Below are 23,237 nucleotides of genomic sequence, written 5' to 3'. Positions count from 1 at the left end.
AGCACTGATAGACTGCGCTGATGAATAGCCCTGATAGCAACACGTCGGCTCCGCGAACACTGGCCGTGAAACTTGCCCTGTTCGCCCTGGTGACCCTGGGTGCGGTCAGCCTGACCCAGGCGCTCAGCGAGGGGCGTATCGAGGCCAATCGCCAGGCCCACCAGGACGCCCTGCTGGAAAGCCTGGCGCCTCAGGGCACCGCCAGGCTGGTGCCGGCGCCGGCCGGTGACCAAGGCTGGCAGGCGCTGGACGAAAGCGGCACGCTGCTCGCCACCCTGCAACCCTCTTCAGCGCTCGGCTACGCAGGCCCCGTCGAGGTGCTGGTGGCACTGACACCGCAGCGGCGTGTCACGGCAGTGCGCGTCGTCGATCACCGCGAGACGCCAGGGCTTGGCGACGCCATCGAGCGCCGCAAGGGCCCCTGGGTCGATCAGTTCGAAGGCCTCGCGCGCCGCCAGCTCGACCTGGCCCCGCAGGGCGCCATCGAAGCCCTGACCGGTGCCACCATCACCTCTCGCGCCGTCATCCAGGCGGTGAACGAAGCGGTGCTGGCTGCCGGGTCGCCGCGTGATACGCCAGATGCCAGTAACCAGGAGCCCAGCCCATGACCCGCAGCGACGCTCGCGACATCGCCATCAAGGGGCTGTGGAGCAACAATCCCGCCCTGGTCCAGTTGCTCGGCCTGTGTCCGCTACTGGCCGTCACCGGCAGTGTGGTCAATGGCCTGGGGCTCGGGATCGCCACCCTGGGGGTGATGCTCGGCGCCAGTGCCTCGGCCTCGGCGCTGCGCCACCAGGTACGCCCTGAGGTACGCCTGCCGGCCTTTGTGTTGATCATCGCTGCCTTCGTGACCTGCGTCGAACTGGCCATGGCGGCGCTGGCCTACGAGCTCTACCAGGTGCTCGGCATCTTCCTGCCGCTGATCGTCACCAATTGCGCCATCCTGGCTCGGGTCGAGGCCTTTGCCTCCCGCCAACCGCTCAAGCCGGCCCTGTTCGACGCCCTGATGAACGGCCTCGGCTTCTCTCTGGTGCTGGTGTTGATCGGGGGTATCCGCGAACTGCTGGGGCAAGGCACCCTGTTCGCCGGCATGGACCTGCTGCTGGGCGACGCAGCCGGTGATTGGACAGTGCACCTGCCGGGTGATGGCGGCATGCTGTTTCTGGTGCTGCCGCCAGGCGCCTTTCTGATCACCGGGCTGCTGATCGCCGCCAAGAACGCCATCGACGACGCCGTGAAGCGCCGACGCCCGGCGCCGACCCGGACGCCCAGGGACGAACGCCGGGTGCGGGTTACCGGAGTCGTGCGCTGAAGATCCGCCCGGCCTGGCCCGCTGTCGATTCAGCCCCTGGCTTGCCAACCAAAGAGACGAGCATGAACGCTGCCAAACGCCACGAGATCTTTACCCGCCTGCGGGCCCACAATCCCGAGCCGACCACCGAGCTCAACTGGAGCACACCGTTTGAACTGCTGGCCGCGGTACTGCTGTCGGCGCAGGCCACCGACGTCGGCGTCAACAAGGCCACCGCTCGCCTGTTCCCGGTGGCCAACACACCCCAGGCGATCATCGATATCGGGATCGACGCGCTCAAGGAACACATCAAGACCATCGGCCTTTTCAACACCAAGGCCGAAAACCTGATGAAGACCTGCCATCTGCTGATCGAGCGCCATGGCGGCGAGGTGCCGGCCACCCGTCCGGCGCTGGAGGCCCTGCCCGGGGTCGGACGCAAGACCGCCAACGTGATACTCAACACCGCCTTCGGCCAGCCCACCATCGCCGTGGACACCCACATCTTCCGGGTCTCCAACCGCACCGGCATCGCCAAGGGCAAGAACGTAGTGGAGGTCGAGGAACGGCTGGTGCGCCACGTGCCCCGCGAATTTCGCCAGGACGCCCACCACTGGTTGATCCTCCATGGCCGCTATACCTGCGTGGCGCGCAAGCCACGCTGCGGCAGCTGTGTCATCGAGGATCTGTGCGAGTTCAAGGACAAGACCGACATCTAGACCTTGCATGGGCCGCGACTGCACCCAGCGACGGTTTTCGCCCGTCCTGGCCCCCAGCACCACAGGCGAAAGCGCCCATCACCAAGGATGCAGCGCCGGAAGCCGAAAGCCGAAAGCCGAAAGCCGAAAGCCGAAAGCCGAAAGCCGAAAGCCGAAAGCCATGCGAATTACGCCAAAGTTCAAGCGCAGCCGGCGGCCAGACGCGTTAGCCTGAGGGCCCAAGTCTCAACATGAGCGGTTAACGATGCAGGAAGTGCTACAGCAACTCTGGATTCCGCTGGCCATGGCCGTGAGCTTCGGCGCCTTCACCGGCTCGCTGTTCCGGCTTAGTGGCCGCCCGGGCTCCGAGCGGCCTCTGATGTTCCCGGTGCTTGGCCTGCTCGGCGGCCTGACCGCCTTCATGATCCACCAGGTGCTGGTGTGGACGGTGGGCGCGCCGACCTGGCTGTTACCGATCCTGGTAGTGCTTCAGGTCTGGCTGTGGCTCGGGCCGCTGGGGCCGAAGATCCCCCGCCGCGAACAGGACCCACGAGAATGATCGTCTCCCCGTCAGACTGACGACCACAAGAGGCGCCCCTGCCATGGCAGGGGCGCCTCTTTTATCGCCAATGCCTTCACACTAGGGTGAGCCCACAGGGCCTGGACCGAGAACCGTCACCGAGCGCAGGCATAATTCCAGGCTTTCTACGAAAAGTCGGCGAGCGCAGGCAATTTTCATGCAAGCCCTATTGGCGAGTGGACGGGCACGGCGCCCCACAGGGCGCACAGGCGCTGGCGTCACGCTGGTTCAGCGAGGTCCGAGCGTGGCCGTCGCCCATGTTGAAGGCAAAGGTGGGACTGGCCAGGTGGTCGGCCATGATCAATACCAGAATCGCCAGCAACAGACCGATGACGCGGCTTCGATGATAGGCGGCTTTCATGGGAATCACCTTGAACAATGGATCAGTGGGTCGGTCGATCAGTTGGGCAGCCGGAACCAGGGGCGCAGGCGAATCCCCACCAGCGAACCGACGAAGGCGCAGGCGAACCACACCCAGGCGTGCAGGCTGCCCGAGGCCAGTCCCGAAAACAGCGCGCCGATATTGCAGCCGAAGCCCAGGCGGGCACCGTAGCCCAGCAGCAGGCCGCCGATGATCGCCGCCAGGAACTGACGTCCCTCGATGGGCTTGCGACTGGCTTCATTGAAGCGATTGGCCAGACCCGCCGCCAGCATGGCACCCAGCAGCAGACCGAAGTTCATCACCGAGGTGATGTTCACCAGCACCGAATCGGCCAGCGCCATGGCCGGGTAGTCCCAGGTCCAGAACTCGAACTGACTCATGTCCACGCCGATGGCCTGCAACGCCTTGGCGCCCCAAAGATTGAAGGCGAAGGTGATGCCCCAGGGCGCCCCGCCGATGGCCAGGGTCAGGGTGTTGCCGATCGCCAGCACCAGGATCGCCCAGACGAAGGGCCAGCGTCCCTGCACCAGGGTGCGCAGCACCCCGCCTTCGGCAGGTGCCAGGCGCAGCTCGGAGCGCTCCAGCGAACCATGGGCGCGGCGTTCCACGCGATTGACCCACAGCATCACCAGCGCCAGTCCCGCCCACTGTACCGCGATGGCGCCGATGACACCGACACTGTCGATCAGGCTGACAGGATCCAGGCTCGGCAGGTCGAGCCACCACGGCAGGTGGATCGAACCGACCACCGCACCGATGATGAAGAACGCAAGTGTCACCAGCATGCGCAGGTTGCCGGCGCCGACGGTAAACAGCGTGCCTGAGCCACAGCCTCCACCGAGCTGCATGCCCAGGCCGAACACGAAGGAGCCCACCACCAGCGAGGTGCCGATGGGCGCCACCGCCCCCACCATGCCGGGCTCTCCGCTGCCGAGCAGCGGAATCATCAGCGCAGAGGTCAGTGCAAACAGGATCAACTGGGCACGCATGCCGGCGCCGCGACGCTTGGTGACCAGGTTGCGCCAGCCGGCGGTAAAGCCAAAGGCCCCATGGTAGAGCGCCATCCCCAGCGCGATACCGACGCCGAACAGCGCCACCAGGAAAGGAGCGGTCTCCAGCCACACCAGCCCGCCCAGGATCAGCATCCCGGCCAGGGCCACGCCGACGACGAAACGATCGACAGGAAGGCGGCCCTGGACGGGGGCCGCAGCGGAAGTCTGTGTCATGGTAGTGATCTACTCGTGATGAGAGGGCCACGCCGGCGACCCGGGGTCGGCGGCGTGGCGATAGCGTCAAACCCTGCCATCCAGCAACAGGTCCGGCACGGACGCAGAAGCGAGGCAACGATAACGTAGCAAAGGCGCAGCAATTGCGCGAAATCGACGCTTTAACAAGGCGCCAACCGGAGCCTCAGGGCAGCCGGAGCCTCAGAGCGATCAGTCGTCACCAAGGCCCAGGGCGTCGAGCACCTTGCCCAGTCCCTGCTTGGCCACCGCCAACGGGCGTGACTCATCCTGGGTCCACTCGGCCATGGAGCCGTCGTACAGTGCCACATTGTCGAAGCCGGCGATTTCGCTGAGCACGAACCAGTCGGTGGCGGCCCAGTGGCCGGTGTTGCAGAAGGCCACGGTCTTGGCGCTGGCGTCCAGCTCGGCCGCCTGTATCCGCGAGGTCACCTGGGCGGTGTCCAGACGCCAGGCGCCGCCATCGTTGGCCAGCAGGCTCTGGTGAGGCAGGTTCAAGGCACCCGGGATGGTGCCGGGGGCCGCCGCCGCCGGCGACTGATTGTCCCCCTTGAAGTAATCCTCGGGGCGAGCGTCGACCAGCTGCCCCTGGGACTCCCGTGCGGCCTCGACCTCTTCAGTGGTGGCCAGCAGTGACTCGTCCAGGGCGCCCTCGAAGCGCACCGGGTCGGGATATTCGACGGGGCCACTGACGACCTCCAGCCCCTGTTCCTTCCAGCCCGCAAAGCCACCGTCGAGGATCGCCACCTGGTCATGGCTGAGTACCTTGAAGGTCCAGTAGACCCGCGCCGCGCTGCCGAAGTCGGTGGCGCCCGTGCCCGCCGGTACCAGCACCACGGTATCGTCGTTGTCGATACCGAGCCCACCGATCAGCCGCTGTAGACTCGACACCGGCGGCATCACCCCGGTGACGCCGTCACGACTCTCGCGCCAGCCGTCTTCGGTATAGCTCGAGTACAGGCTGCCCGGGATATGGGCGTCTTCGAAGCTCGAGCGATCGCCGCCATTGTCGATGCTGGAGCGAATGTCCAGCACCACCAGATTATCGTTGTCCAGATGCTCGCTCAGCCAGGCGGGGCTGACCAGCGGATCGACCTCAAGCGCCTGGGCGGAGCCTGCCACCAGCAAGGCACCGGCAAATGTCAGGGACCTCAGCATGATCTTGACCTCCTAGGTGGGTGTTGACGCCCATTATCCCGCTCGGAGCAGCAAACTCAATATGCTTGCAATGAATAATAATTTTCATGCTCATAACTAGCCGACATGAATATTCGCTCCAGCGAATGCCGAGCAACGCAGCAGGCGCAATGCCTTGTCATGCAAGGCGCTTGGTAGCACACCCCTCGTGCACGCGCCTCGTGCACGCCCCTACTGTCACGCTCCTCATGCAAGGTCCTTCCCAGACGGTCCTTCGGCCATACCCACAGGATCCTTTCTGCCAGGCGATACGCGAGCGGCCTTCCCCACCAGGTTACAGCGACAGTTCGCCTCCCCGTTCGACGGCGCGGACATAGCCGGGCCGTTGGCGACAGCGCTCGACAAAGGCGCCAAGCTGCGGGTTGTCGCCCAGCTGGCCACGACCTTCCAGCGCCAGCAGCGGGAAGCTCATCTGTATGTCGGCGGCACTGAAGCGCTCGCCCGCGAACCATTCTCGCCCTTCCAGGCTGTGCTCCCAGAAGTCCATCAGACGGCGGATCTCCGGCCCCAGATACTGCTTGCGCACGCCCTCGGCAAAGAGCCGGCCCAGCGGCCGCATCAGCGCCGGCACCGGCGGTTTGCCGAGTCGGCTGAACACCAGATTCATGACCAGTGGCGGCATGGCCGAGGCCTCGGCGTGGTGCATCCAGAACACGAAGTCGGTGGTATCGGCGCTTGACGGCTCCGGCCACAGTCGATGCTCGGTATCGAAACGCCTGAGCAGGTAGTCGATGATGGCGCCGCTCTCAGCCACCACGCGGCTACCTGCGTCTTCATCGGTGATCACCGGGGACTTGCCCAGCGGGTGCACCTGCTTGAGTGCGGCGGGTGCCAGCATGGTCTTCGGATCTCTGGCGTACTGGCGGATCTCGTAGTCCACGCCCAGCTCTTCCAGCAGCCAGACGATACGCAGCGAACGCGAATTTTCCAGATGGTGCACGACGATCATGGAGCTCTCCTTGGAACGAGTCATGCCTTGAGGCGGGTCTTTCCCTGAGACAGGCAATGGCCTGAGGTGTGGCTCTCCCCGACATGGGCCGGGGCGTGTTAGATGGGCTGACGGGTGCGGCGACGACCTGCCTGAAACAACCGCCCCACAGACACAAACGGCGCCCCGGAGGGCGCCGTTGTCGCGGTGAGCAATCAGCGCGGTTCGAACATCTCGTCGCCGACTTCATCGATGTAGCGTTCGGCCTTCTGACGCATCAGGGCGTCACAGGCTTCGCGTCCCGGCACCAGGTCAGAACGCTCGAACCGATGCTCCAGGGTCTCGCCGCCCTCGATGGGCTTGCGGATGACACCGCTGACGCGGAACTGACCACCCTGCTCCTCGGGTTGCGAGATGATCAGGTAACCACGGTACTCGACCGCTTCGGCCTCGGGCGCGGCCCGGGACGACGACTTGCCGTCCCCCTTGAACAGCGCTCCGAACAGTTGCTTCAGCATGGGAACTCCTTTGGCCTGTCGCGCGACGTTACCACTCAGTCCTGACGACGACCCTTGCCGGCAGCGATGCGCAGACGCAGGGCGTTGAGCTTGATGAAGCCTTCGGCGTCCTTCTGATCGTAGGCGCCCTGGTCATCCTCGAAGGTGGCGATGGACTCGTCGAACAGCGACTCGTCGGAGCGGCGACCGGCGACGATGGCGTTGCCCTTGTAGAGCTTCATGCGCACCACACCGGAGACGTTCTTCTGGGTCTCGTCGATGGCCGCCTGCAGCATGCGGCGCTCGGGGCTCCACCAGTAGCCGTTGTAGATCACCTCGGCGTACTTCGGCATCAGCTCGTCTTTCAGGTGGGCCTCTTCGCGGTCGAGGGTCAGCGACTCGATGGCGCGGTGAGCACGCAGCATGATGGTGCCCCCGGGTGTCTCGTAGCAGCCGCGGGACTTCATGCCGACGTAGCGGTTCTCGACGATGTCGAGACGGCCGATACCATTGTCGCCACCCAGCTTGTTGAGCTTCTCGAGTACTTCGTGGGGCTTCATCGGCTCGCCGTCGATGGCCACGATGTCACCCTTGTCGAAGGTCAGCTCGACGTAGGTCGGGGTATCGGGGGCGGCCTCCGGCGACACGCTCCAGCGCCACATGTCTTCCTCGGCCTCGGCCCAGGGATCCTCGAGGATGCCGCCCTCGTAGGAGATATGCAGCAGGTTGGCGTCCATGGAGTACGGCGACTTCTTCTTCTTGCTGAAGTCCACCGGAATATCGTGCTGCTGGCAGTAGGCCATCAGCTTCTCGCGGGAGTTGAGGTCCCACTCGCGCCACGGGGCGATCACCTTGACGCCGGGCTTGAGCGCATAGCCGCCAAGCTCGAAACGCACCTGATCGTTGCCCTTGCCGGTGGCGCCGTGAGAAATCGCGTCGGCACCGGTCTGGTTGGCGATCTCGATCAGGCGGCGGGCGATCAGCGGACGGGCGATGGAGGTGCCCAGCAGGTACTCGCCCTCGTAGATGGTGTTGGCGCGGAACATCGGATACACGTAGTCGCGCACGAATTCTTCGCGCAGGTCCTCGATGTAGATTTCCTTGACGCCCAGGGCCTCGGCCTTGGCACGGGCAGGCTCGACTTCCTCGCCCTGACCGATGTCAGCGGTGAAGGTCACCACCTCGCAGTCGTACGTTTCCTGCAACCACTTGACGATGACGGATGTGTCCAGTCCGCCGGAATAGGCGAGCACGACCTTCTTTACATCGGACATGCTAGGGGCTCCTTCTTGTAACCAACCATGGTGTGACCAACGCATTCGCGGCGCGAATAACGCCCGAAGAGCGCCGATTATAGCGTGCATCTGGGGTGCCGAATACCGGCCACGGGACGCCGCTTCCCCAAACTGCTAGACTTTCGCCGTTTCGGCCTGCCAACAGCAGGCCCCCTGACCCCACACGGCCCGACTAAGGAGAGGTGCATGAGCGAGCTGATCGCCCGCGAACTCATGGCGCAACGTTTTCGCAGTTTTCTGCCGGTGGTGGTGGATATCGAGACCGGCGGCTTCAACCCGGAATCCGACGCCCTGCTGGAGATCGCCGCCGTCACCCTGACCATGGACCCGGAGGGCAACCTGTTGCCCGACGCCACCTTCGCCTACCACATCGAACCCTTTGCCGGTGCCAATGTGGAGCAGGCCGCGCTGGATTTCACCGGCATTCGCCTCGATGACCCGCTGCGCAAGCAGGTGGCGGTCAGCGAGTCCGAGGCGCTTGGCGAGATATTTCGACCGGTGCGCAAGGCGATCAAGGCCCACGGCTGTACCAGAGCCATCCTGGTGGGTCATAACGCCGCCTTCGACCACGGCTTTCTCAACGCTGCGGTCAATCGCTGCGAGATCAAGCGCAATCCCTTCCACCCCTTCTCGAGCTTCGACACCGCCTCACTTGCCGGTCTGGTCTACGGCCAGACCGTGCTCGCCCGAGCCTGTCGCGCCGCCGGTATCGAGTTCGACAACAACGCCGCGCACTCGGCCCGCTACGACACCGAGCGCACCGCCGAGCTGTTCTGCGCCATGGTCAATCGCTACAAGGACCTGGGAGGATGGCGGCTGGCCCAGCAGGAACAGGGCATGGAAGAGGATTGACCCCTTCGGCCACTAAAGTCTCAAGACGATAAAGGCCCCGATGGTCGATGACCATCGGGGCCTTTATCGTAGGTGCGAAGCTTTCGCGGCAGCCGGTCGACGCGGTCCCGCCGGACAACGATTTATGGAAAGGCGTTGGCCTGGCGGGCGCACGGCCACCAACAGCGCTCTTTAGTCTGCAGCGCCTTCCTCGTTCTGACGGGCACGCTCGGCGGCCTGCTTGACCAGCGGCTCGAGTTCGCCGTTGTTGTGCATCTCGACGACGATGTCGCAGCCGCCGACCAGCTCGCCTTCCACCCACAGCTGCGGGAAGGTCGGCCAGTTGGCCACCTTGGGCAGCTCCGCGCGGATGTCGGGGTTGTCCAGCACGTTGACGAAGGCAAAGCGCTCGCCACAGGCCATCAGCGCCTGCACGGTCTGGGCGGAGAAGCCGCACTGCGGCAGCTGCGGAGACCCCTTCATGTAGATCAGGATGGGATTTTCGCTGATCTGGCGCTGAATATTCTCGACGGTGGTACTCATCACGGCTCCTCGTTGAAACGGGCTTGGCTTGCTCGCCCTTGCTAAGTGACGCAGACCGGGACAATGGGGGCATCCCGCCCCATTTTCAATGCGGCCCCGGCGGACTACCTCGCAGGAGGCAATACCCGATGGCCACACTCGGCCTTTGCATGGCCGCATTGTACGGCCCGGCGGCGCGTTGCGCATCCCCTCGGGGCTGGCTAGGATGGTCGTTTTTTACCTCGTTGGAGAGATGCCATGGCCACCCGCCACTTCCTGACCCTACTGGACCTGAGCCAGGATGAACTGCGCTACCTCATCCAGCGCGCCATCACCATCAAGAACGGCCTCAAGGCCCACGGCCCCACCTACACGCCGTTTACCAACCGCACCCTGGCGATGATCTTCGAGAAATCCTCGACCCGTACCCGGGTGTCCTTCGAGACCGCCATGGCGCAGTTTGGCGGGCACGCCCTGTTTCTGTCACCGCGCGACACCCAGCTGGGGCGCGGCGAGCCCATCGGTGACACCGCGCGGGTGCTCTCGGAGATGGTCGATGCGGTGATGATCCGCACCTTTTCCCACCAGGGTCTCGAGGAATTCGCCGCCGCCAGTGACGTACCGGTGATCAACGCCCTGACCGACGACTACCATCCGTGCCAGCTGCTGGCCGATGTCATGACCTGGACCGAGCTGCGCGGCAGCGTCAAGGGCCGCACCGCGGTGTGGATCGGCGACGGCAACAACATGTGCCACTCCTGGATCAACGCCGCGCGCCAGTTCGACTTCAAGCTGCGTATCTGCTGCCCCGAGGGCTACGACCCCCGCGAGGATATCCTGGCCGCCGCCGGTGATCGGGTGGTGATCGAGCGCGACCCGATGACCGCCGTGGCCGGCGCCGACCTCGTCACCACCGACGTCTGGGCCTCCATGGGCCAAGAGGAAGAGCAGGCTCGTCGCGAGGCGGACTTTGCCGGTTTCCAGGTCACCGAAGCGATGCTCGACGCCGCCGCCAAGGACGTGCTGTTCCTGCATTGCCTGCCGGCCCACCGCGGTGAGGAGATCAGCGAGACCCTGCTCGACGATCCCCGCGCGGTCGTCTGGCAGGAAGCCGGCAACCGCCTGCACGCCCAGAAGGCGCTGCTGGAGTTCTTGATGCTGGGTCAGGTCAACGGCTGAGATCCTGGTCGACGCACTTATAGACTTTGGTCTAATTCGACGATTGTCGTATACTGGTCCCATCTTCTTATTCGGGATGGGACCATGGCCCTCACCGCTGATCACAACGACACCGCCCAGCGCATCGACCTCACCGCCTTCATCGAGGATCTCTACCGCGATGGCGAGGTGCTGGAGGCGATCACCCAGCCCAGTCGCGGGCTCAGCGCCGAGCGGCTCGATTCTCTGACCCGCTCACGGTCCCAGGCCTCGCGTCTGCGCCGCCTATTGCGCCAGACGCTGGTGGCCCACAATAGCCAGGGGCGGCTGGTGCTCACCACCACCGGACGTGAACTGGCCTTTGATCTCTATGGTGTCGGCGCCGCCGACCTTCACGCCAGCGCCTGAGGTCTAAAGCGAGCGACCGACGCTGCTGTCTGGGTGTCGCCAGCCATCAACAGCCAGGCGGTAAATAGCCCGGCGGTCTCCTGACACCAGCCAGATATGCCAAGGGCGCCCAGCGGGCGCCCTTGGTGCTTCTGCTATCGGCTCTTGGGCGTATCGGCTCTTGCCACTATTCGTTTTTACCATTAGCGGCTCTTGCCAATATCCGTTGTGACCCCTGGCCTTTTCCAGCGGCGGTCGTTGTTACCTACGGCCTATGCAAACAGCAGTCTGCCGCTTGGCTGCCCGCCACTGCGTCGCCGGTGAAGGCCCCCTCGATCAGGCTCCCTCGATCAGGCCGCCGCGTCGGTATCTGCAGCCCCCTTCGTCCAGGCGTGGCGCTTGAAGGCGTCGTCGATGGGCGTGTCCGCCAGGTGATTCACGTAGTTCGACAGAATCTTCTGGCTCACCCCCAGCACGATATCCAGCAGCTGCTGCCGGCTGAAGCCCGCCTCGAGGAAGTGCTCCACCACGGCCGGATCCGGACGTCCGCGATCACGCACGATGGCCAGCGTGGTCTGGCGCAGCAGTTCCAGACGATCATCTTCCAGCGGCTGCTGGTCGCGCAGCGCCTGGGTGATGGCGGGGTCCACCTTCATCATGCCGGCCACCGCCGTGTGCACGGCCACACAGTACTCGCAATCATGCTCGACGTTGATCGCCTGCCAAACCACCGTCTTCTCGGCGGCATCGAAACTCGAGGCGAGAAACAGCTCATGCAGTCGCTGGTAGGCCTCCAGCACGCCCGGCGCTTCGGCCATCACGCTATACAGGGCCGGGATCATGCCCATCTCCTTCTGCGCCTTCTCGAGCAGGGGGCGGCTTTTTTCGGGGGCGCTGGACAGATCGTGCTGAGTAAAGTCGGTCATGGGTCTCTATTCCAATACAGAGGTGAAGGGATACGTCGATGAACGTGCTACTTGGTGGCGCTCGTTGCCGAATCCTTTCCTCGCACTCTCCCTACCCTCCTCATCACGCCTGTTCTGGCACAGATTGGCAGCGACACCAAGGATGTCGCATGACGTCAACAAAACGACGGTTGGTGCCAAGTGACAGGCCGTCATCTTCGCCACACTGCGCCCATTCACGACGAGGAGAGCATCATGAACCGCAACGTCATTCTGACCTGCGCCGTGACCGGCGCCGGCGACACCACCGCCAAGAGCGACAAGGTTCCGGTCACCCCCGAGCAGATCGCCAACGACTGCATCGAGGCTGCCAAGGCCGGCGCCAGCATCGCCCACATCCACGTGCGCGACCCCGAGACCGGTGGCGTCAGCCACTCGCTGGATCACTTCCGCGAGGTGATGGAGCGGGTGCGCGAGGCCGACACCGACATCGTCATGAACATCACCGCCGGCGGTGGCGGGGACTGGATTCCAGACAGCCAGGATCCGACCCGTGGTGGCCCCGGCACCGACATCCAGACCCCTGCCCAGCGCCATGAGCCGGTGGGCGAGCTGCTGCCTGAGCTGTGCACCCTGGACTGCGGCAGCCTCAACTTTGGCGACATGATCTACGTCAACTCCGCCGACTGGCTGCGTGAACACGCCCGCCTGGTGCAGGCCGCCGGGGTCAAGCCGGAGCTCGAGTGCTTCGACCTGGGCCATGTATGGTTCGCCCGCCAGCTCCAGGCCGAAGGCCTGATCGACGGTGACCCGCTCTACCAGCTTTGCCTGGGCATCCCCTGGGGCGCCGAGGCCGACACCGAGACCATGCTGGCCATGCGCAACAAGCTGCCGACCAACGCCAACTGGGCGGCCTTCGGCATCGGTCGCCACCAGATGCCCATGGCCGCCCAGGCGGTACTGCTCGGCGGCCACGCCCGCGTCGGCCTCGAGGACAACCTCTACCTGGAAAAGGGAGTACTGGCCTCCAACGCCCAGCTGGTCGAGAAGGCCGGTCGGATGATCAACCACCTTGGCGCCAACGTGATGACCCCGGCCGAAACCCGCAAGTTCCTCAAGCTGCGCGACCCGTCCACCGGTCAGATCGCCGGCGACAGCGCTGGAGGTGATGCATGAAACAGCTATCCGTCATCGGTACCGGCGTCATCGGCAACGGCTGGATCGCTCGCGCCCTGGCCAACGGCTGGCGTGTTGCCGCCTTTGACCCCGACCCCAAGGCCGAGGCACGCACCCGTGCCTTCGTCGACAATGCCTGGCCGTCACTGGAAAAACGGGGCCTGGCCGAGGGCGCAAGCCCCGACAACCTGCGCTTTGCGACGTCGCTGGAAGCCGCAGTGGACGGCGCCGACCTGATCCAGGAAAACGTGCCCGAGCGCCTCGAGCTCAAGCGCAGCATCCTGGCCCAGATCGACGCCGCGGCGCCGCCTGAGGTGCTGATCGGCTCCTCGACCTCGGGCTTCAAGCCCAGCGACCTGCAACAGGGCTGTCAGCACGCGCCCGGCCGGGTCATCGTCGCCCATCCCTTCAACCCGGTGTATCTGCTGCCGCTGGTCGAGCTGGTCGGCGGCGAGGCCACCCAGGCCGAGCACACCGAGCGGGCCCAGGCGCTGTACCAGGCAATCGACATGCGCCCGCTGGTGGTGCGTCGCGAGATCGAAGGGCATATCGCCGATCGCCTGATGGAGGCGCTGTGGCGGGAGTCCCTGCACCTGGTCAACGACGGTGTCGCCACCACCGAAGAGATCGACGCCGCCGTGGTCTACGGCTGCGGCCTGCGCTGGTCACTGATGGGCACCTTCCTGACCTTCCATCTGGCCGGCGGCGATCAGGGCATGCGCCACATGCTGGAACAGTTCGGCCCCGCCCTGAAACTGCCCTGGACCAAGCTCGAGGCCCCGGAGCTGACCGACGAGCTGATCGATCGGGTGGTCGAGGGCTGCGAGCACCAGGCCGCGGGTCGCAGCGTGTCCGAGCTGGATCGCCGTCGTGACGACTTTCTGGTCGAGCTGCTCGGGCTGGTCCAGAAGTACTGGCCGGAGGCGGAAGGCCTCGAGGGGCGGATCTGATGGCGCTGCTCGACACCGACGTCAAGCCTGACTGGGTCGACTACAACGGCCATATGAACGACGCCGAGTACGCCAGGGTGTTTTCCCTGGCGGTCGACACCCTCATGGAGCGCATCGGCCTCGACGAGGCCGGGCGCCACCGGCACGGCTACACCCTCTACACCCTGGAGACCCATCTGCGCTACCTGCGCGAGGCCCACCAGGGGCAGCCCCTTCAGGTCGAGGTCGCGCTGGTCGATCGTGACGCCAAGCGCCTGCATCTGTGGTTCGAGCTGTACAGCGGCGAACAGCTGCTGGCCACCAGCGAACAGATGTTGATGGGCATCGACCTCGACAGCGGGCGCCCGGGACCTTTCCCCGAGGCGGTGGACACCGCCATCGCTGCGCTGCCGGTCATCTCATCGCCCGCTCCCGAGGGACTCGGGCGGCGTATCGGCATCGTCCGACGCTGACGGCGCCATCAGCGCAGATTCGGCCAGGGAACACCAGACCATGACCATCGATGACTTCGCCGAACGTTTCCAGGCCGGGCTCGACGCCATGGCGACGATGCCGATGAACCAGGCGAGGCGCCACTACGACGAGCTCTGCGCCAGCTTCGCCGGCCCCGTACCGGCCACGATCGCAGTTACCGACGAGGTCATCGACGGCGTCGGCGTGCGCCGCTATCGACCGCACCTCGGCGCCGAAGGCGTCGTGCTCTACGCCCACGGCGGCGGCTTCACCATCGGTTCGGTAGAGAGCCACCAAGGTGTCGCCGCCGGTCTTGCCCAGGCCCTCGGGCGAGAGGTCGTCAGCCTGAACTACCGGCTGATGCCCGAGGCGTGCTATCTCGCGCTGCTCGACGACGTCGAGGTGGTCCGTCGGCGGCTTGCGCCGGTTGCCCTGGTCGGCGACAGCGCCGGTGCCCGGCTGGTGCTGGACGCCGCCAGGCGTGCTGCCGACGACAGCCCCCTGGGCCTGGTCTACCCGCTGCTCGGCACGCCAAGCGACACAAGCCTCGGACCGGACGCGCCGCTGCTCAGCCGGCAGGACGTGTTGGCGGCCTGGTCAATGATCGCCGAACAGGCTCGCCGAATCCGCGACAACCTGCCCGCCAGCCGGGCCATCGAGTGCCTCGCCGTGGAGCATGACCCGCTGACGCCCCCCTTGCTGGCAACACTGGATGAATGGCGCCGCTGCCACCACCAGGTCGGTGTGCATATGGCCGAGGGCATGTTGCACGGCGCCCTGCACGCGCGCTCGTCACTGCCTGCCATGGAGGCTGCCTGGCGAGCATTCTGCCGTGCGCTTGCCGCACATCTTGACTAGAGTCTTTTCTATAAACGCCTTGTTTTTCAAGTGCTTGAATCGACTATCCAGCACATTTTCGTCGCCTTTACCCTGCCCAACCGAGGACACCGCCGACCGCCCGCCCCTCCAAAACGACAACGAGACGCCAATGAACCAGAACATCACCACTTCGGTCGCCACCGTGGCCACCGTCATCGCCCTGATCTCCTTTGCCGCCCTCGCCCCAGGCCCCTTCCAGACGCTGCTTGACGCCATCAAGGTCAACGTCATCGGCAACTTCGGCTTCATCTTCACCTACCCGGCCTTCGCCGCCTCCATCGTCTTTACCGTGCTGATGTTCACCCCCCTGGGGCGGCTCAGGTTCGGCCAGGGAGATCCCGAATTCTCCACCCTGGCCTGGCTCGGCATGCTGTTCGCCACCGGCATGGGCATCGGCCTGGTGACCTGGGGCGTGCTGGAACCGCGCTACCACGTCGATGCCGGCCACAGCACCGACCAGGCCCTGCTGTACGCCTTCAACCACTGGGGCCTGCTGGCCTGGGCCGGCTATCTGGCGATCGGCGTGATCTTCGCCCACGCCATGTACAACCTGAACATCGACAAGCCCGCCGAGACGCTGCTTGGTGGCGGCTTTCTCAGCAAGCTCAACCTGGTCAGCCTGGTGGTGTCTACCGTCATCGGCCTGTCGCTGACCTTCTCCTACGCCACCGATCCGCTCAAACAGAGCCTCGAGCAGTTCTTCGGCATCGACGCCAGCCCCACCCTGATCATCCTGGTGCTGTCGCTGTTCGCGATCGCCTCCAGCGCCTCGGGACTCCAGCGTGGCATCAAGTGGCTGAGCAACTACAACACGCTGTTCGCCCTGTTTCTGATGGTCAGCGTCTTCGTACTGACCTCACCGCTGGACATCCTCGGCACCTTCACCCGACTGTTGCCGGAATACCTGGTGAAGTACCCGGCGATGGCGACCGATATCGGCCTCGGCGATCCCGAGCACAAGGCCTGGCTGGCGGACTGGCTGTACGCCTTCGAAGCCGCCTGGTACGGCTGGTTTGTGTTCACCGGCGTATTCATCGCGCGTATCTCGAAGGGCCGCACCCTGCGCCAGCTGGTACTGGGGGTGATGCTGGTGCCGAGTCTGTTCTCCTGCCTGTGGTTTACCACCTTCGGCCTCGGCGGACTCGAGACCGGCTCCGAGGACGTCTTCGCCCTGATGGCGACCCTCGACAGCCATGGCGTGCTGTCGGCCGTCCTGGCGCTCAACATCCTGCTGTTCTTCGTCACCAGCGCCGACTCGGCGGGACTGGTCTGCGAGATGCTGACGGTGCGCCGCTCACGAGCCTTCTGGATCGTTGCCATGGCCGCCCTGGCGGTGGTGATCAACTGGCTGGAAGGCGACATCTTCAAGGTCATTCTGACCCTGATCTCGGTCGCCGCCGTGCCTGTCGCCTTCGGAATCTTCGCCCTGGTCGCCGCCTTCCTGGTGCGCATCCGAGGCAGACACGATGATCTGAGCGACAGGCAGGGCCAGGACTCCTGAGCCGCATTGTCGAGTGCCACCCCAACGACCAACGCAGACAGGGCCTGTAAACAGGCCCTGTCTGCGTCATGACCAGGTGTGGTTGGCGGACTTACGTCCAGGGGCCAGCGTCGGCAGACGCCGGCCCCTTCACGCTAGCTCTGGGATGCTAGCTCAAGGGCAGTTCCATCAGAACTTGCCCAATTCGGCCTCCAGCGGGAACATCGCCGCCGACAGCTCGCCTACCGTCATCACCGGAGACTCCGGCGCCTTGGCCGTCGGCCAGGCCTCGAGCAGCCCGTCGTAGCCCTCGACCAGGGCATCGTAGGCACCCGCCTGACGGAACATGTCGGCGTGGCGCTCCAGCGACTCCCGGGCGGTCAGCACAAAGCCACGACCGTCCTGATACTCGACCACGTTCTTGAACTCGCCGTCATCCACGGCTTCTTCGTACTCGTGCAGCGCGGTCTTCAACAGCGCCAGCTGGACCTTGGCCTGAAAGCCCGCATCCTGCTCGAGGCCATCGTCGACGTCGGCCATGGCCGAGAGGATGGTCTCGCGAAGCGATGCGTAATCCTGTTCGACCTCGCTCCAGTCACCGCCCTGCTGCACCTTACCGGAGAAGGCTTCCAGCTCAGTATCGAAAGCGTCAATGCCACGGCTTTCCAGCGCAGGCGCGATACCGGGGTACACCTCGTGGTAGGGATGACCAAAGTGGGGGTAGGACGCGGTCTTGGCCCCCTCGGTGTAGAGCTCCTTGGCGACCTCAAGGTGGCCGAGCATCAGCGCGAGCTCAGTGGTGTAGACGCCAGGGTTGGCCGCGTCGACGTGGCCACCTTCGCCGCCTTCGCCACCTTCACCGCCTTCACCGCCTTCACCGCCTTCACCGCCTTCACCGCCTTCACCGCCTTCACCGCCTTCACCGCCTTCGCCGCCTTCACCACCTTCGCCGCCTTCACCGCCTTCGCCGCCTTCACCGCCTTCGCCACCTTCACCACCGGAAGACGCCGTCAGATAGGCAAAGACCGCATAGGGATCGCTGGCGAGGGAGGCACTTTCACCGCCTTCGCCGCCTTCGCCGCCGTGGCCGTGCTCGCCACCTTCACCGCCTTCGCCGCCGTGGCCCTTCTCGCCACCTTCGCCACCTTCGCCACCGTGGCCGTGCTCGCCGCCTTCACCGCCTTCACCGCCTTCACCGCCTTCACCGCCTTCACCGCCTTCACCGCCGTGGCCGGATTCACCACCTTCGCCACCTTCACCACCGTGGCCGTGCTCGCCACCTTCGCCACCTTCACCGCCGTGGCCGTGCTCGCCGCCTTCGCCACCTTCACCACCGTGGCCGGCTTCGCCACCTTCACCGCCTTCGCCGCCTTCACCACCGTGGCCCTTCTCGCCACCTTCACCACCGTGGCCGGCTTCACCACCTTCGCCACCTTCGCCACCTTCACCGCCGTGGCTCTGTTCGTAGGCAGTGTCGTCCTTGTGCATATCGTCGCCATCGCCGTGATGGTCGGCCCAGGCGGCGCTGGATCCGAGCAGGATGCTGGCGCCAACGCCAATCCACAGCTTGGTACGGGTCTCTTGCGTCATGGGGTGCTCCTTCCTTCTACGTCTACTTGGGGCCAATTTCTTGTTCAGGGCTCGCGCTCGATGGAACCAGGATCCACTTGCCGCAAACCCATGTCCGATCTGGCAATGTCTGCGCCAGTCAAACCATCAGGTGCCTGCCCACTAGACTGGCGTGTCACGAAGTGTAATGCAAACGATTAACAGTCGGGTATACTGACGGCCATTTGCGGGAGCCTCCGATGATTCTGTGTATCGACAAGGTGCTGACCGACGACCAGCTCCAGCGTATTCGCCAGACACTGGACGCCAGCGACTTTCGTGACGGACGGGAGACCGCCGGCTGGCATGCGCGCACGGTCAAGCGCAATCAGCAGGCGAGCAGCCAGGAGCCCGCCATCGCCGCCCTGCGTGACGAGGTCATGCAGACCCTGTCCGCACACACCCTGTTCCAGATCGCGGCGCGCCCGCGCCGAATGAAGCCGGTCATGTTCAGCCGCTACCAGCAAGGCATGACCTACGGCAATCACGTCGACGACGCGGTGATGCCCACCCCCCAGGGGCCGATGCGCACCGACCTGTCCTTCACCATCTTCCTTGGGGATCCGGACAGCTACGAGGGCGGAGAGCTGGTCACCGAGACCACCCAGGGCGAACAGCGCTTCAAGCTGCCGGCGGGTTCGATGATCCTGTACCCGTCCTCGACGCTGCATCGCGTCGACCCGGTCACCCAGGGGCAGCGACTGGCCGCGGTGGGCTGGCTGCAGAGCCAGGTACGCCAGCCTGAACAGCGTGAAGTGCTGTTCGACCTCGACACCACTCGCCGCCAGATCTTCGAGCGCGACGGCAAGACCGCCGAGTTCGACAACATCTCCAAGAGCTTGGCCAATCTGCTGCGGATGTGGGCCGAGATCTGACTTGAGTGCCGGTCAGCCGTGGTGTCGAAAGCCCTGCGGCGCGGTTCCGAACGCCCTGCGGAAGGCGCGACTGAAACTCGACGCCGAGCCGAATCCACAGCTGAGCCCGATCGCCAGCACATCGAGGTCGGTATCCTTGAGCAATTGGGCGGCACGTTTGAGGCGCAGCGACAGGTAGTAGGCACTGGGAGAGGTGCCCAGCACATCGGCAAACAAGCGCTGTAGCTGGCGACTCGACACGCGGCTGCGGCGTGCGATCTCGGCCAACGGCAGGGGCGTTTCCAGGTGCGACTCCATCAGCGCTACCGCATCGACCAGCCGCGGCTGGTGGGTGCCAAGACGCCTGACCAGGCTCATTCGCTGCTGGTCGGTGCGCGAGCGCAGGCGGTCGTGAATCAATTGTTCGGACACGTCCACCGCCAGCGCCATACCGTGGCGACGGGCGATCATCTCCAGGGTCATGTCCATGGCCGCCGCGCCGCCGGCACAGAAGAAGCGCCGCTCCTCCAGCAGGAACAGCTCGTCGCAGGTGCGAATCGAGGGATAGCGTTCGTTGAAGGTGGGCAGCGTCTCCCAGTGCAGGGTCACCGTATGCCCCCTGAGCAAGCCGGCCTCCGCCAGCACCACCGCGCCGGTGTCCAGCGCGCCGATGCAGCAGCCACCCTGGTCGAGCCGGTTGAGCCAGGCGCTGAGCCCGTGGCCGATCCACAATTCCGGATCGAAGCCGCTGCATACCGCCAGCCACGGCAGATTGCGGACGTCTTCCATGGGGTGGTCCACCAGCAGGGTCATGCCGTTGCTGGCGGTCACCGGCCCTCCGCCCAGCCCGATCAGCGTCCAGTCATAAAGAGCGCGACCGGCGATGCGGTTGGCGATGCGCAGCGGCTCCACCGCCGAGAAAAACGCCATCATCGAGAACTGCGGCAGCAGCAGAAAACCCAGCCGCTGTTCGGCCTGCTCGATTTCACCGGCGCTCGCCTCCAGGCGTTGACCACTGAGCTCTACCATCGCTGTCCGCCTCCTTACCGACGCCCGTGACTGCGGCGCAGCATAGCATGAGGATATCGACGATAACGTCGAAAGGCTGAGTAGAGTGGGGCCGCGCCTCCTGGCTGGCCGTGTCTCGCCTGCGCCCTGAGTTGAGGGCAGCGCACGACGGTGGCACCCTTGCAGCGCGGTGTGGACCGGGCCGATCGTGAATCCGCTGCCGCTGGTGCGCCGATACCCGAACCACCGATCCTGGCGCGGCCAGCGCCGTCCCGCCCCCGCCATCCATGAGGCCACCATGCGTCTGACCTACCAGGGCCCTGTCCCGGAACCCATCGGCTTTCTGCTGCTGCCGCGTTTCTCCATGGTGGCGCTGTTCTCGGCCATCGACCCCTTGCGAATCGCCAATCGTCTGGCCGGACAGCCGCTGTTTCGCTGGCACCTGGTCAGCCGCGACGGCGAGCCGGTCACCGCCAGCAACGGCATTCCCCTGAGCGTCGAGCATGACCTGGACAATGCCCCCTGGCTCCCTAGTCTGGCGGTGTGCGCAAGCTTCGAGCCGATGGCCGCGGTGGACCAGCCGCTCAGGGACTGGCTGGCGCAACGCCGGGCCCAGGGCGCCTGTCTGGGGGCACTGGACACCGGTGTCTTCTGCCTGGCCGACGCCGGGCTGATCGAGGACACCGTGACCCTGCACTGGGAAAGCCTGCCCGAGTTTCGCCGTCGCCATCCCGACATCGAAGCGGTGGAGTCGCTCTACGAGGTCGGCCCGGTCGGCTTCTACGGCGCCGGCGCCAGCGCCTCCATTGACCTTGCGCTGGACACCATCCGCCGCCGCCACGGCGATGCCCTGACCCGTCGGGTCAAGCAGCAACTGGTGCACGACCATCGTCGCCTGCCGGCCAGCCGCCAGCGCGACGCCAGCGAATTCGAGCGGCTGCCCGAACGCCTGACCAGGGTCATCGGCCTGATGGACAGCCACCTGGAGTCCCCCTTGGCCATCGCCGAACTGGCCGCCCAGATCGGCCTGTCGGAGCGTCAGCTAGAGCGCGACTGTCAGCACCATCTGGCCCGTACCCCGAGCCGGCTGTATCTGGAGCGTCGCCTTGCACTGGCCCACCATCTGGTGACCAGCACTCGTCACGGCGTCATGGACATCGCCCTGGCCAGCGGCTTCGCCTCCGCCTCGAGCTTCACCCGCGCCTTTCGCCAGCACCACGGCGCCAGCCCCCGGGAGCTAAGACGCCGCCTCATGTGACACGGGCCTACAATCTGTCGCCCTGTTCGCCCTGGCCAGCGGCTTCGCCTCCGCCTCGAGCTTCACCCGCGCCTTTCATCCACACTCATCAACAACACGGCGCCAGCCCCCCCGGGAGCCAAGACGACGCCTCCTTTGACACGGGCCACCATCTGTCGCCCTGTTCGCCCTGGCCAGTTGGCATACCTGGCGTACCTGGCGCGCCCTGAATGTCGGCTTCTGCACGATACCTGTCGATTTATGCACGACTTCGGTGCTGCCTGACAGGCAAGCTGGTCCCCACTTGAGCGCCAGTCGGCGCTGCCATCCATGACGCACAGCGCGGGCGCTGCCATCCGTGACGCACCACGCGCCCGTCCCAGCTTCGACGGAGTCCCGATGAACCAGCCACAGCACACCAGCGAACACCAGCAGTCCGCCTCGGTCGATCTACCGCGCACCCCGGACTATGACGCCTGGCCGATCGAGGTGCCCATCGCAAGCGTTGCCTCGACGCCAAGGGTGCTGACCGTGAACTGGCAGGACGGCCGTGTCAGCCGCTATCACAGCGTCTGGCTGCGCGAAAACGCCGCCGACGACAGCACCATAAATCCGGCGACAAGGGAGCGCATCCTCGATCTGTCGAGCCTGGACGCCTGGCCGGAAATTGCCCAAGCGACGCTGGACACCAGCGGCGCCGTTGAACTGCTGATGACGCCGGAACAGCGCAGCCTGCGCTTTCACCCCGGCTGGCTGAGAGCCCACGACTACGACAACACCGAGGATCCGCTGGCGCCGCTGGTACCGGTCGAGACCTGGCTCGGCGGCCAGGACAAGGAACCGGTCACCCTGGACGCCGGCGGCTGGACCACGACCCAGGCCGACAGCCCCGAAGAAGAGACGATCCTGGCCCCGGCGCTCGACGCGCTGCTGCGCCACGGCCTCGTGCGGCTGCGCGGCCTGCCCACCGAGCCCGGCACCCTGGAGAACATCGCCGAGCGCTTCGGGCCGTTGCGGGCCACCAACTTCGGCACCCTGTTCAACGTTCGCGCCAAGCCGGACCCGGACTCCAACGCCTACACCTCGATTGCCCTGCCGCCCCACGTGGACCTGCCGACCCGCGAGTACCATCCCGGTCTTCAGTTCCTGCACTGTCTCGAGAACAGCGTGGCCGGCGGCCAGGCGGTAATGCTCGACGGTTTCGCGGTGGCCGAGGCCCTGCGCGAGGAAGACCCCGAGGCCTTCGCTACCCTGACTCGCGTCCACTGGCGCTACGCCAATACCGCCAAGACCACCGACTACGTCTGGCACTCGCCGATGATCGTGCTCGATGAACAGCAGCAACTGCTCGAGGTGCGCATCGCCGACTTCCTGCGCGGCCCGCTGATGACCGATTTCGACCAGGTCGAGGAGGCCTACCGGGCACTGATGGCGCTCCAGCAGCGCCTGCGCGAGCCCCGTTTCGCCCTGCGCTTCACCTACGCCCCCGGCGACCTGGTGATCTTCGACAATCGCCGCCTGCTGCACGCTCGTGACGCCTTTGAAGGCGACTCCGGCCACCGCTGGCTGCAGGGCTGCTACCTCGAGCGCGACGAGGTGCGCTCACGCTATCGCATCGTCCAGCGCCGTCGCCGCGAGCGGGAACTGGCCGAGGCCGGACAGGCCTAGCAGCGAGGC

Annotated in this window: 25 protein-coding genes; 15 read left to right on the top strand and 10 right to left on the bottom strand. The window is 65.5% G+C overall.

Annotated features, from left to right (window positions below; translation table 11 throughout):
• The first annotated feature begins 65 nt into the window (after nt 1-65).
• The 4 genes from C6W88_RS17140 to C6W88_RS17125 all read left to right on the top strand — a co-directional run bounded on the left by C6W88_RS17140 (nt 66) and on the right by C6W88_RS17125 (nt 2,548).
• Entirely contained in the window at nt 66-608 is a 543-nt protein-coding gene (locus C6W88_RS17140) for an RnfABCDGE type electron transport complex subunit G (protein WP_181248662.1), read from the top strand.
• Nucleotides 605-1,312 (top strand): electron transport complex subunit E, encoded by a 708-nt coding sequence (locus tag C6W88_RS17135; RefSeq protein WP_108133359.1) that lies wholly within the window; start codon nt 605-607, stop codon nt 1,310-1,312. The genes C6W88_RS17140 and C6W88_RS17135 overlap by 4 nt, the downstream gene beginning before the upstream one ends.
• 62 nt (nt 1,313-1,374) lie before the next feature.
• Nucleotides 1,375-2,010, top strand: coding sequence for an endonuclease III (nth, locus tag C6W88_RS17130; protein ID WP_108133358.1), 636 nt, complete (start codon nt 1,375-1,377; stop codon nt 2,008-2,010).
• A gap of 244 nt (nt 2,011-2,254) precedes the next feature.
• A complete protein-coding gene (locus C6W88_RS17125; RefSeq protein WP_045994784.1) occupies nt 2,255-2,548 on the top strand; it encodes a hypothetical protein in 294 nt (97 codons plus the stop codon).
• A 187-nt stretch (nt 2,549-2,735) separates the two neighbouring features.
• Here the strand turns inward: C6W88_RS17125 and C6W88_RS17120 are convergent, their stop codons facing one another.
• From C6W88_RS17120 to C6W88_RS17095, 6 genes are all read right to left on the bottom strand, one after another.
• The gene (locus C6W88_RS17120; RefSeq protein WP_045994785.1) at nt 2,736-2,930 is read right to left on the bottom strand and encodes a hypothetical protein; all 195 of its coding nucleotides are present in this window, start codon (nt 2,928-2,930) and stop codon (nt 2,736-2,738) included.
• A 38-nt stretch (nt 2,931-2,968) separates the two neighbouring features.
• Complete coding sequence (locus C6W88_RS17115) at nt 2,969-4,177, bottom strand: YeeE/YedE family protein (protein WP_045994786.1); 1,209 nt, start codon at nt 4,175-4,177, stop codon at nt 2,969-2,971.
• 210 nt (nt 4,178-4,387) lie between these two features.
• Nucleotides 4,388-5,353, bottom strand: coding sequence for a sulfurtransferase (locus tag C6W88_RS17110; protein ID WP_045994787.1), 966 nt, complete (start codon nt 5,351-5,353; stop codon nt 4,388-4,390).
• A 313-nt stretch (nt 5,354-5,666) separates the two neighbouring features.
• Nucleotides 5,667-6,341: a glutathione S-transferase family protein gene (locus C6W88_RS17105; RefSeq protein WP_108133357.1), complete on the bottom strand. Its 675-nt coding sequence runs from the start codon at nt 6,339-6,341 to the stop codon at nt 5,667-5,669.
• 194 nt (nt 6,342-6,535) lie between these two features.
• Entirely contained in the window at nt 6,536-6,838 is a 303-nt protein-coding gene (locus C6W88_RS17100; RefSeq protein WP_045994789.1) for an HlyU family transcriptional regulator, read from the bottom strand.
• 35 nt (nt 6,839-6,873) lie between these two features.
• Nucleotides 6,874-8,091, bottom strand: coding sequence for an argininosuccinate synthase (locus C6W88_RS17095; protein ID WP_045994790.1), 1,218 nt, complete (start codon nt 8,089-8,091; stop codon nt 6,874-6,876).
• Between the two features lie 207 nt (nt 8,092-8,298).
• On the opposite strand from C6W88_RS17095, the gene rnt reads away from it, so the two are divergent.
• Complete coding sequence (gene rnt, locus C6W88_RS17090; protein ID WP_045994791.1) at nt 8,299-8,964, top strand: ribonuclease T; 666 nt, start codon at nt 8,299-8,301, stop codon at nt 8,962-8,964.
• A gap of 171 nt (nt 8,965-9,135) precedes the next feature.
• Here rnt and grxD read toward each other — a convergent pair whose 3' ends face one another.
• Nucleotides 9,136-9,486, bottom strand: coding sequence for a Grx4 family monothiol glutaredoxin (gene grxD / locus C6W88_RS17085; RefSeq protein ID WP_045994792.1), 351 nt, complete (start codon nt 9,484-9,486; stop codon nt 9,136-9,138).
• A gap of 237 nt (nt 9,487-9,723) precedes the next feature.
• Here grxD and argF point away from each other — a divergent pair, with 237 nt between their 5' ends.
• Both argF and C6W88_RS17075 read left to right on the top strand, forming a co-directional pair.
• Nucleotides 9,724-10,644, top strand: coding sequence for an ornithine carbamoyltransferase (gene argF / locus C6W88_RS17080; RefSeq protein WP_045994793.1), 921 nt, complete (start codon nt 9,724-9,726; stop codon nt 10,642-10,644).
• 84 nt (nt 10,645-10,728) lie between these two features.
• Nucleotides 10,729-11,031, top strand: a complete 303-nt coding sequence (locus C6W88_RS17075) for a hypothetical protein (RefSeq protein WP_108133356.1) — start codon at nt 10,729-10,731, stop codon at nt 11,029-11,031.
• A 329-nt stretch (nt 11,032-11,360) separates the two neighbouring features.
• Here C6W88_RS17075 and C6W88_RS17070 read toward each other — a convergent pair whose 3' ends face one another.
• On the bottom strand, nt 11,361-11,936 hold the full coding sequence (locus C6W88_RS17070; RefSeq protein WP_045994795.1) for a carboxymuconolactone decarboxylase family protein: 576 nt from the start codon (nt 11,934-11,936) through the stop codon (nt 11,361-11,363).
• 234 nt (nt 11,937-12,170) lie between these two features.
• Here C6W88_RS17070 and C6W88_RS17065 point away from each other — a divergent pair, with 234 nt between their 5' ends.
• The 5 genes from C6W88_RS17065 (at nt 12,171) to C6W88_RS17045 (ending at nt 16,874) form a co-directional block, all read left to right on the top strand.
• Complete coding sequence (locus C6W88_RS17065; RefSeq protein ID WP_108133355.1) at nt 12,171-13,091, top strand: beta-keto acid cleavage family enzyme; 921 nt, start codon at nt 12,171-12,173, stop codon at nt 13,089-13,091.
• Nucleotides 13,088-14,041 carry an L-carnitine dehydrogenase gene (locus C6W88_RS17060; protein ID WP_108133354.1) on the top strand — a complete coding sequence of 318 codons (954 nt, stop codon included), beginning with the start codon at nt 13,088-13,090 and terminating at the stop codon, nt 14,039-14,041. Before C6W88_RS17065 ends, C6W88_RS17060 begins: the two co-directional genes overlap by 4 nt.
• Nucleotides 14,041-14,493 carry a thioesterase family protein gene (locus C6W88_RS17055; protein WP_108133353.1) on the top strand — a complete coding sequence of 151 codons (453 nt, stop codon included), beginning with the start codon at nt 14,041-14,043 and terminating at the stop codon, nt 14,491-14,493. Before C6W88_RS17060 ends, C6W88_RS17055 begins: the two co-directional genes overlap by 1 nt.
• Before the next feature lie 40 nt (nt 14,494-14,533).
• Nucleotides 14,534-15,352 carry an alpha/beta hydrolase fold domain-containing protein gene (locus C6W88_RS17050; protein ID WP_108133352.1) on the top strand — a complete coding sequence of 273 codons (819 nt, stop codon included), beginning with the start codon at nt 14,534-14,536 and terminating at the stop codon, nt 15,350-15,352.
• 130 nt (nt 15,353-15,482) lie between these two features.
• Nucleotides 15,483-16,874 (top strand): BCCT family transporter, encoded by a 1,392-nt coding sequence (locus C6W88_RS17045; RefSeq protein ID WP_045994800.1) that lies wholly within the window; start codon nt 15,483-15,485, stop codon nt 16,872-16,874.
• A gap of 168 nt (nt 16,875-17,042) precedes the next feature.
• Here the strand turns inward: C6W88_RS17045 and C6W88_RS21540 are convergent, their stop codons facing one another.
• The gene (locus tag C6W88_RS21540; RefSeq protein ID WP_156088609.1) at nt 17,043-18,443 is read right to left on the bottom strand and encodes a 4-helix bundle domain-containing protein; all 1,401 of its coding nucleotides are present in this window, start codon (nt 18,441-18,443) and stop codon (nt 17,043-17,045) included.
• A 218-nt stretch (nt 18,444-18,661) separates the two neighbouring features.
• On the opposite strand from C6W88_RS21540, the gene C6W88_RS17030 reads away from it, so the two are divergent.
• Entirely contained in the window at nt 18,662-19,336 is a 675-nt protein-coding gene (locus C6W88_RS17030; RefSeq protein ID WP_108133351.1) for a Fe2+-dependent dioxygenase, read from the top strand.
• Between the two features lie 12 nt (nt 19,337-19,348).
• Here C6W88_RS17030 and C6W88_RS17025 read toward each other — a convergent pair whose 3' ends face one another.
• Nucleotides 19,349-20,344, bottom strand: coding sequence for a GlxA family transcriptional regulator (locus C6W88_RS17025; protein WP_108133350.1), 996 nt, complete (start codon nt 20,342-20,344; stop codon nt 19,349-19,351).
• A gap of 277 nt (nt 20,345-20,621) precedes the next feature.
• Here C6W88_RS17025 and C6W88_RS17020 point away from each other — a divergent pair, with 277 nt between their 5' ends.
• Nucleotides 20,622-21,581: a GlxA family transcriptional regulator gene (locus tag C6W88_RS17020; protein WP_108133373.1), complete on the top strand. Its 960-nt coding sequence runs from the start codon at nt 20,622-20,624 to the stop codon at nt 21,579-21,581.
• 378 nt (nt 21,582-21,959) lie between these two features.
• On the top strand, nt 21,960-23,228 hold the full coding sequence (locus C6W88_RS17015; protein ID WP_108133349.1) for a TauD/TfdA family dioxygenase: 1,269 nt from the start codon (nt 21,960-21,962) through the stop codon (nt 23,226-23,228).
• Nucleotides 23,229-23,237 lie beyond the last annotated feature (9 nt).

Source organism: Halomonas litopenaei (genome assembly GCF_003045775.1).
GTDB lineage: Bacteria > Pseudomonadota > Gammaproteobacteria > Pseudomonadales > Halomonadaceae > Halomonas > Halomonas litopenaei.
Note: the sequence above shows the minus strand (reverse complement) of the source record. Positions and strands in the feature narration are given on the sequence as shown.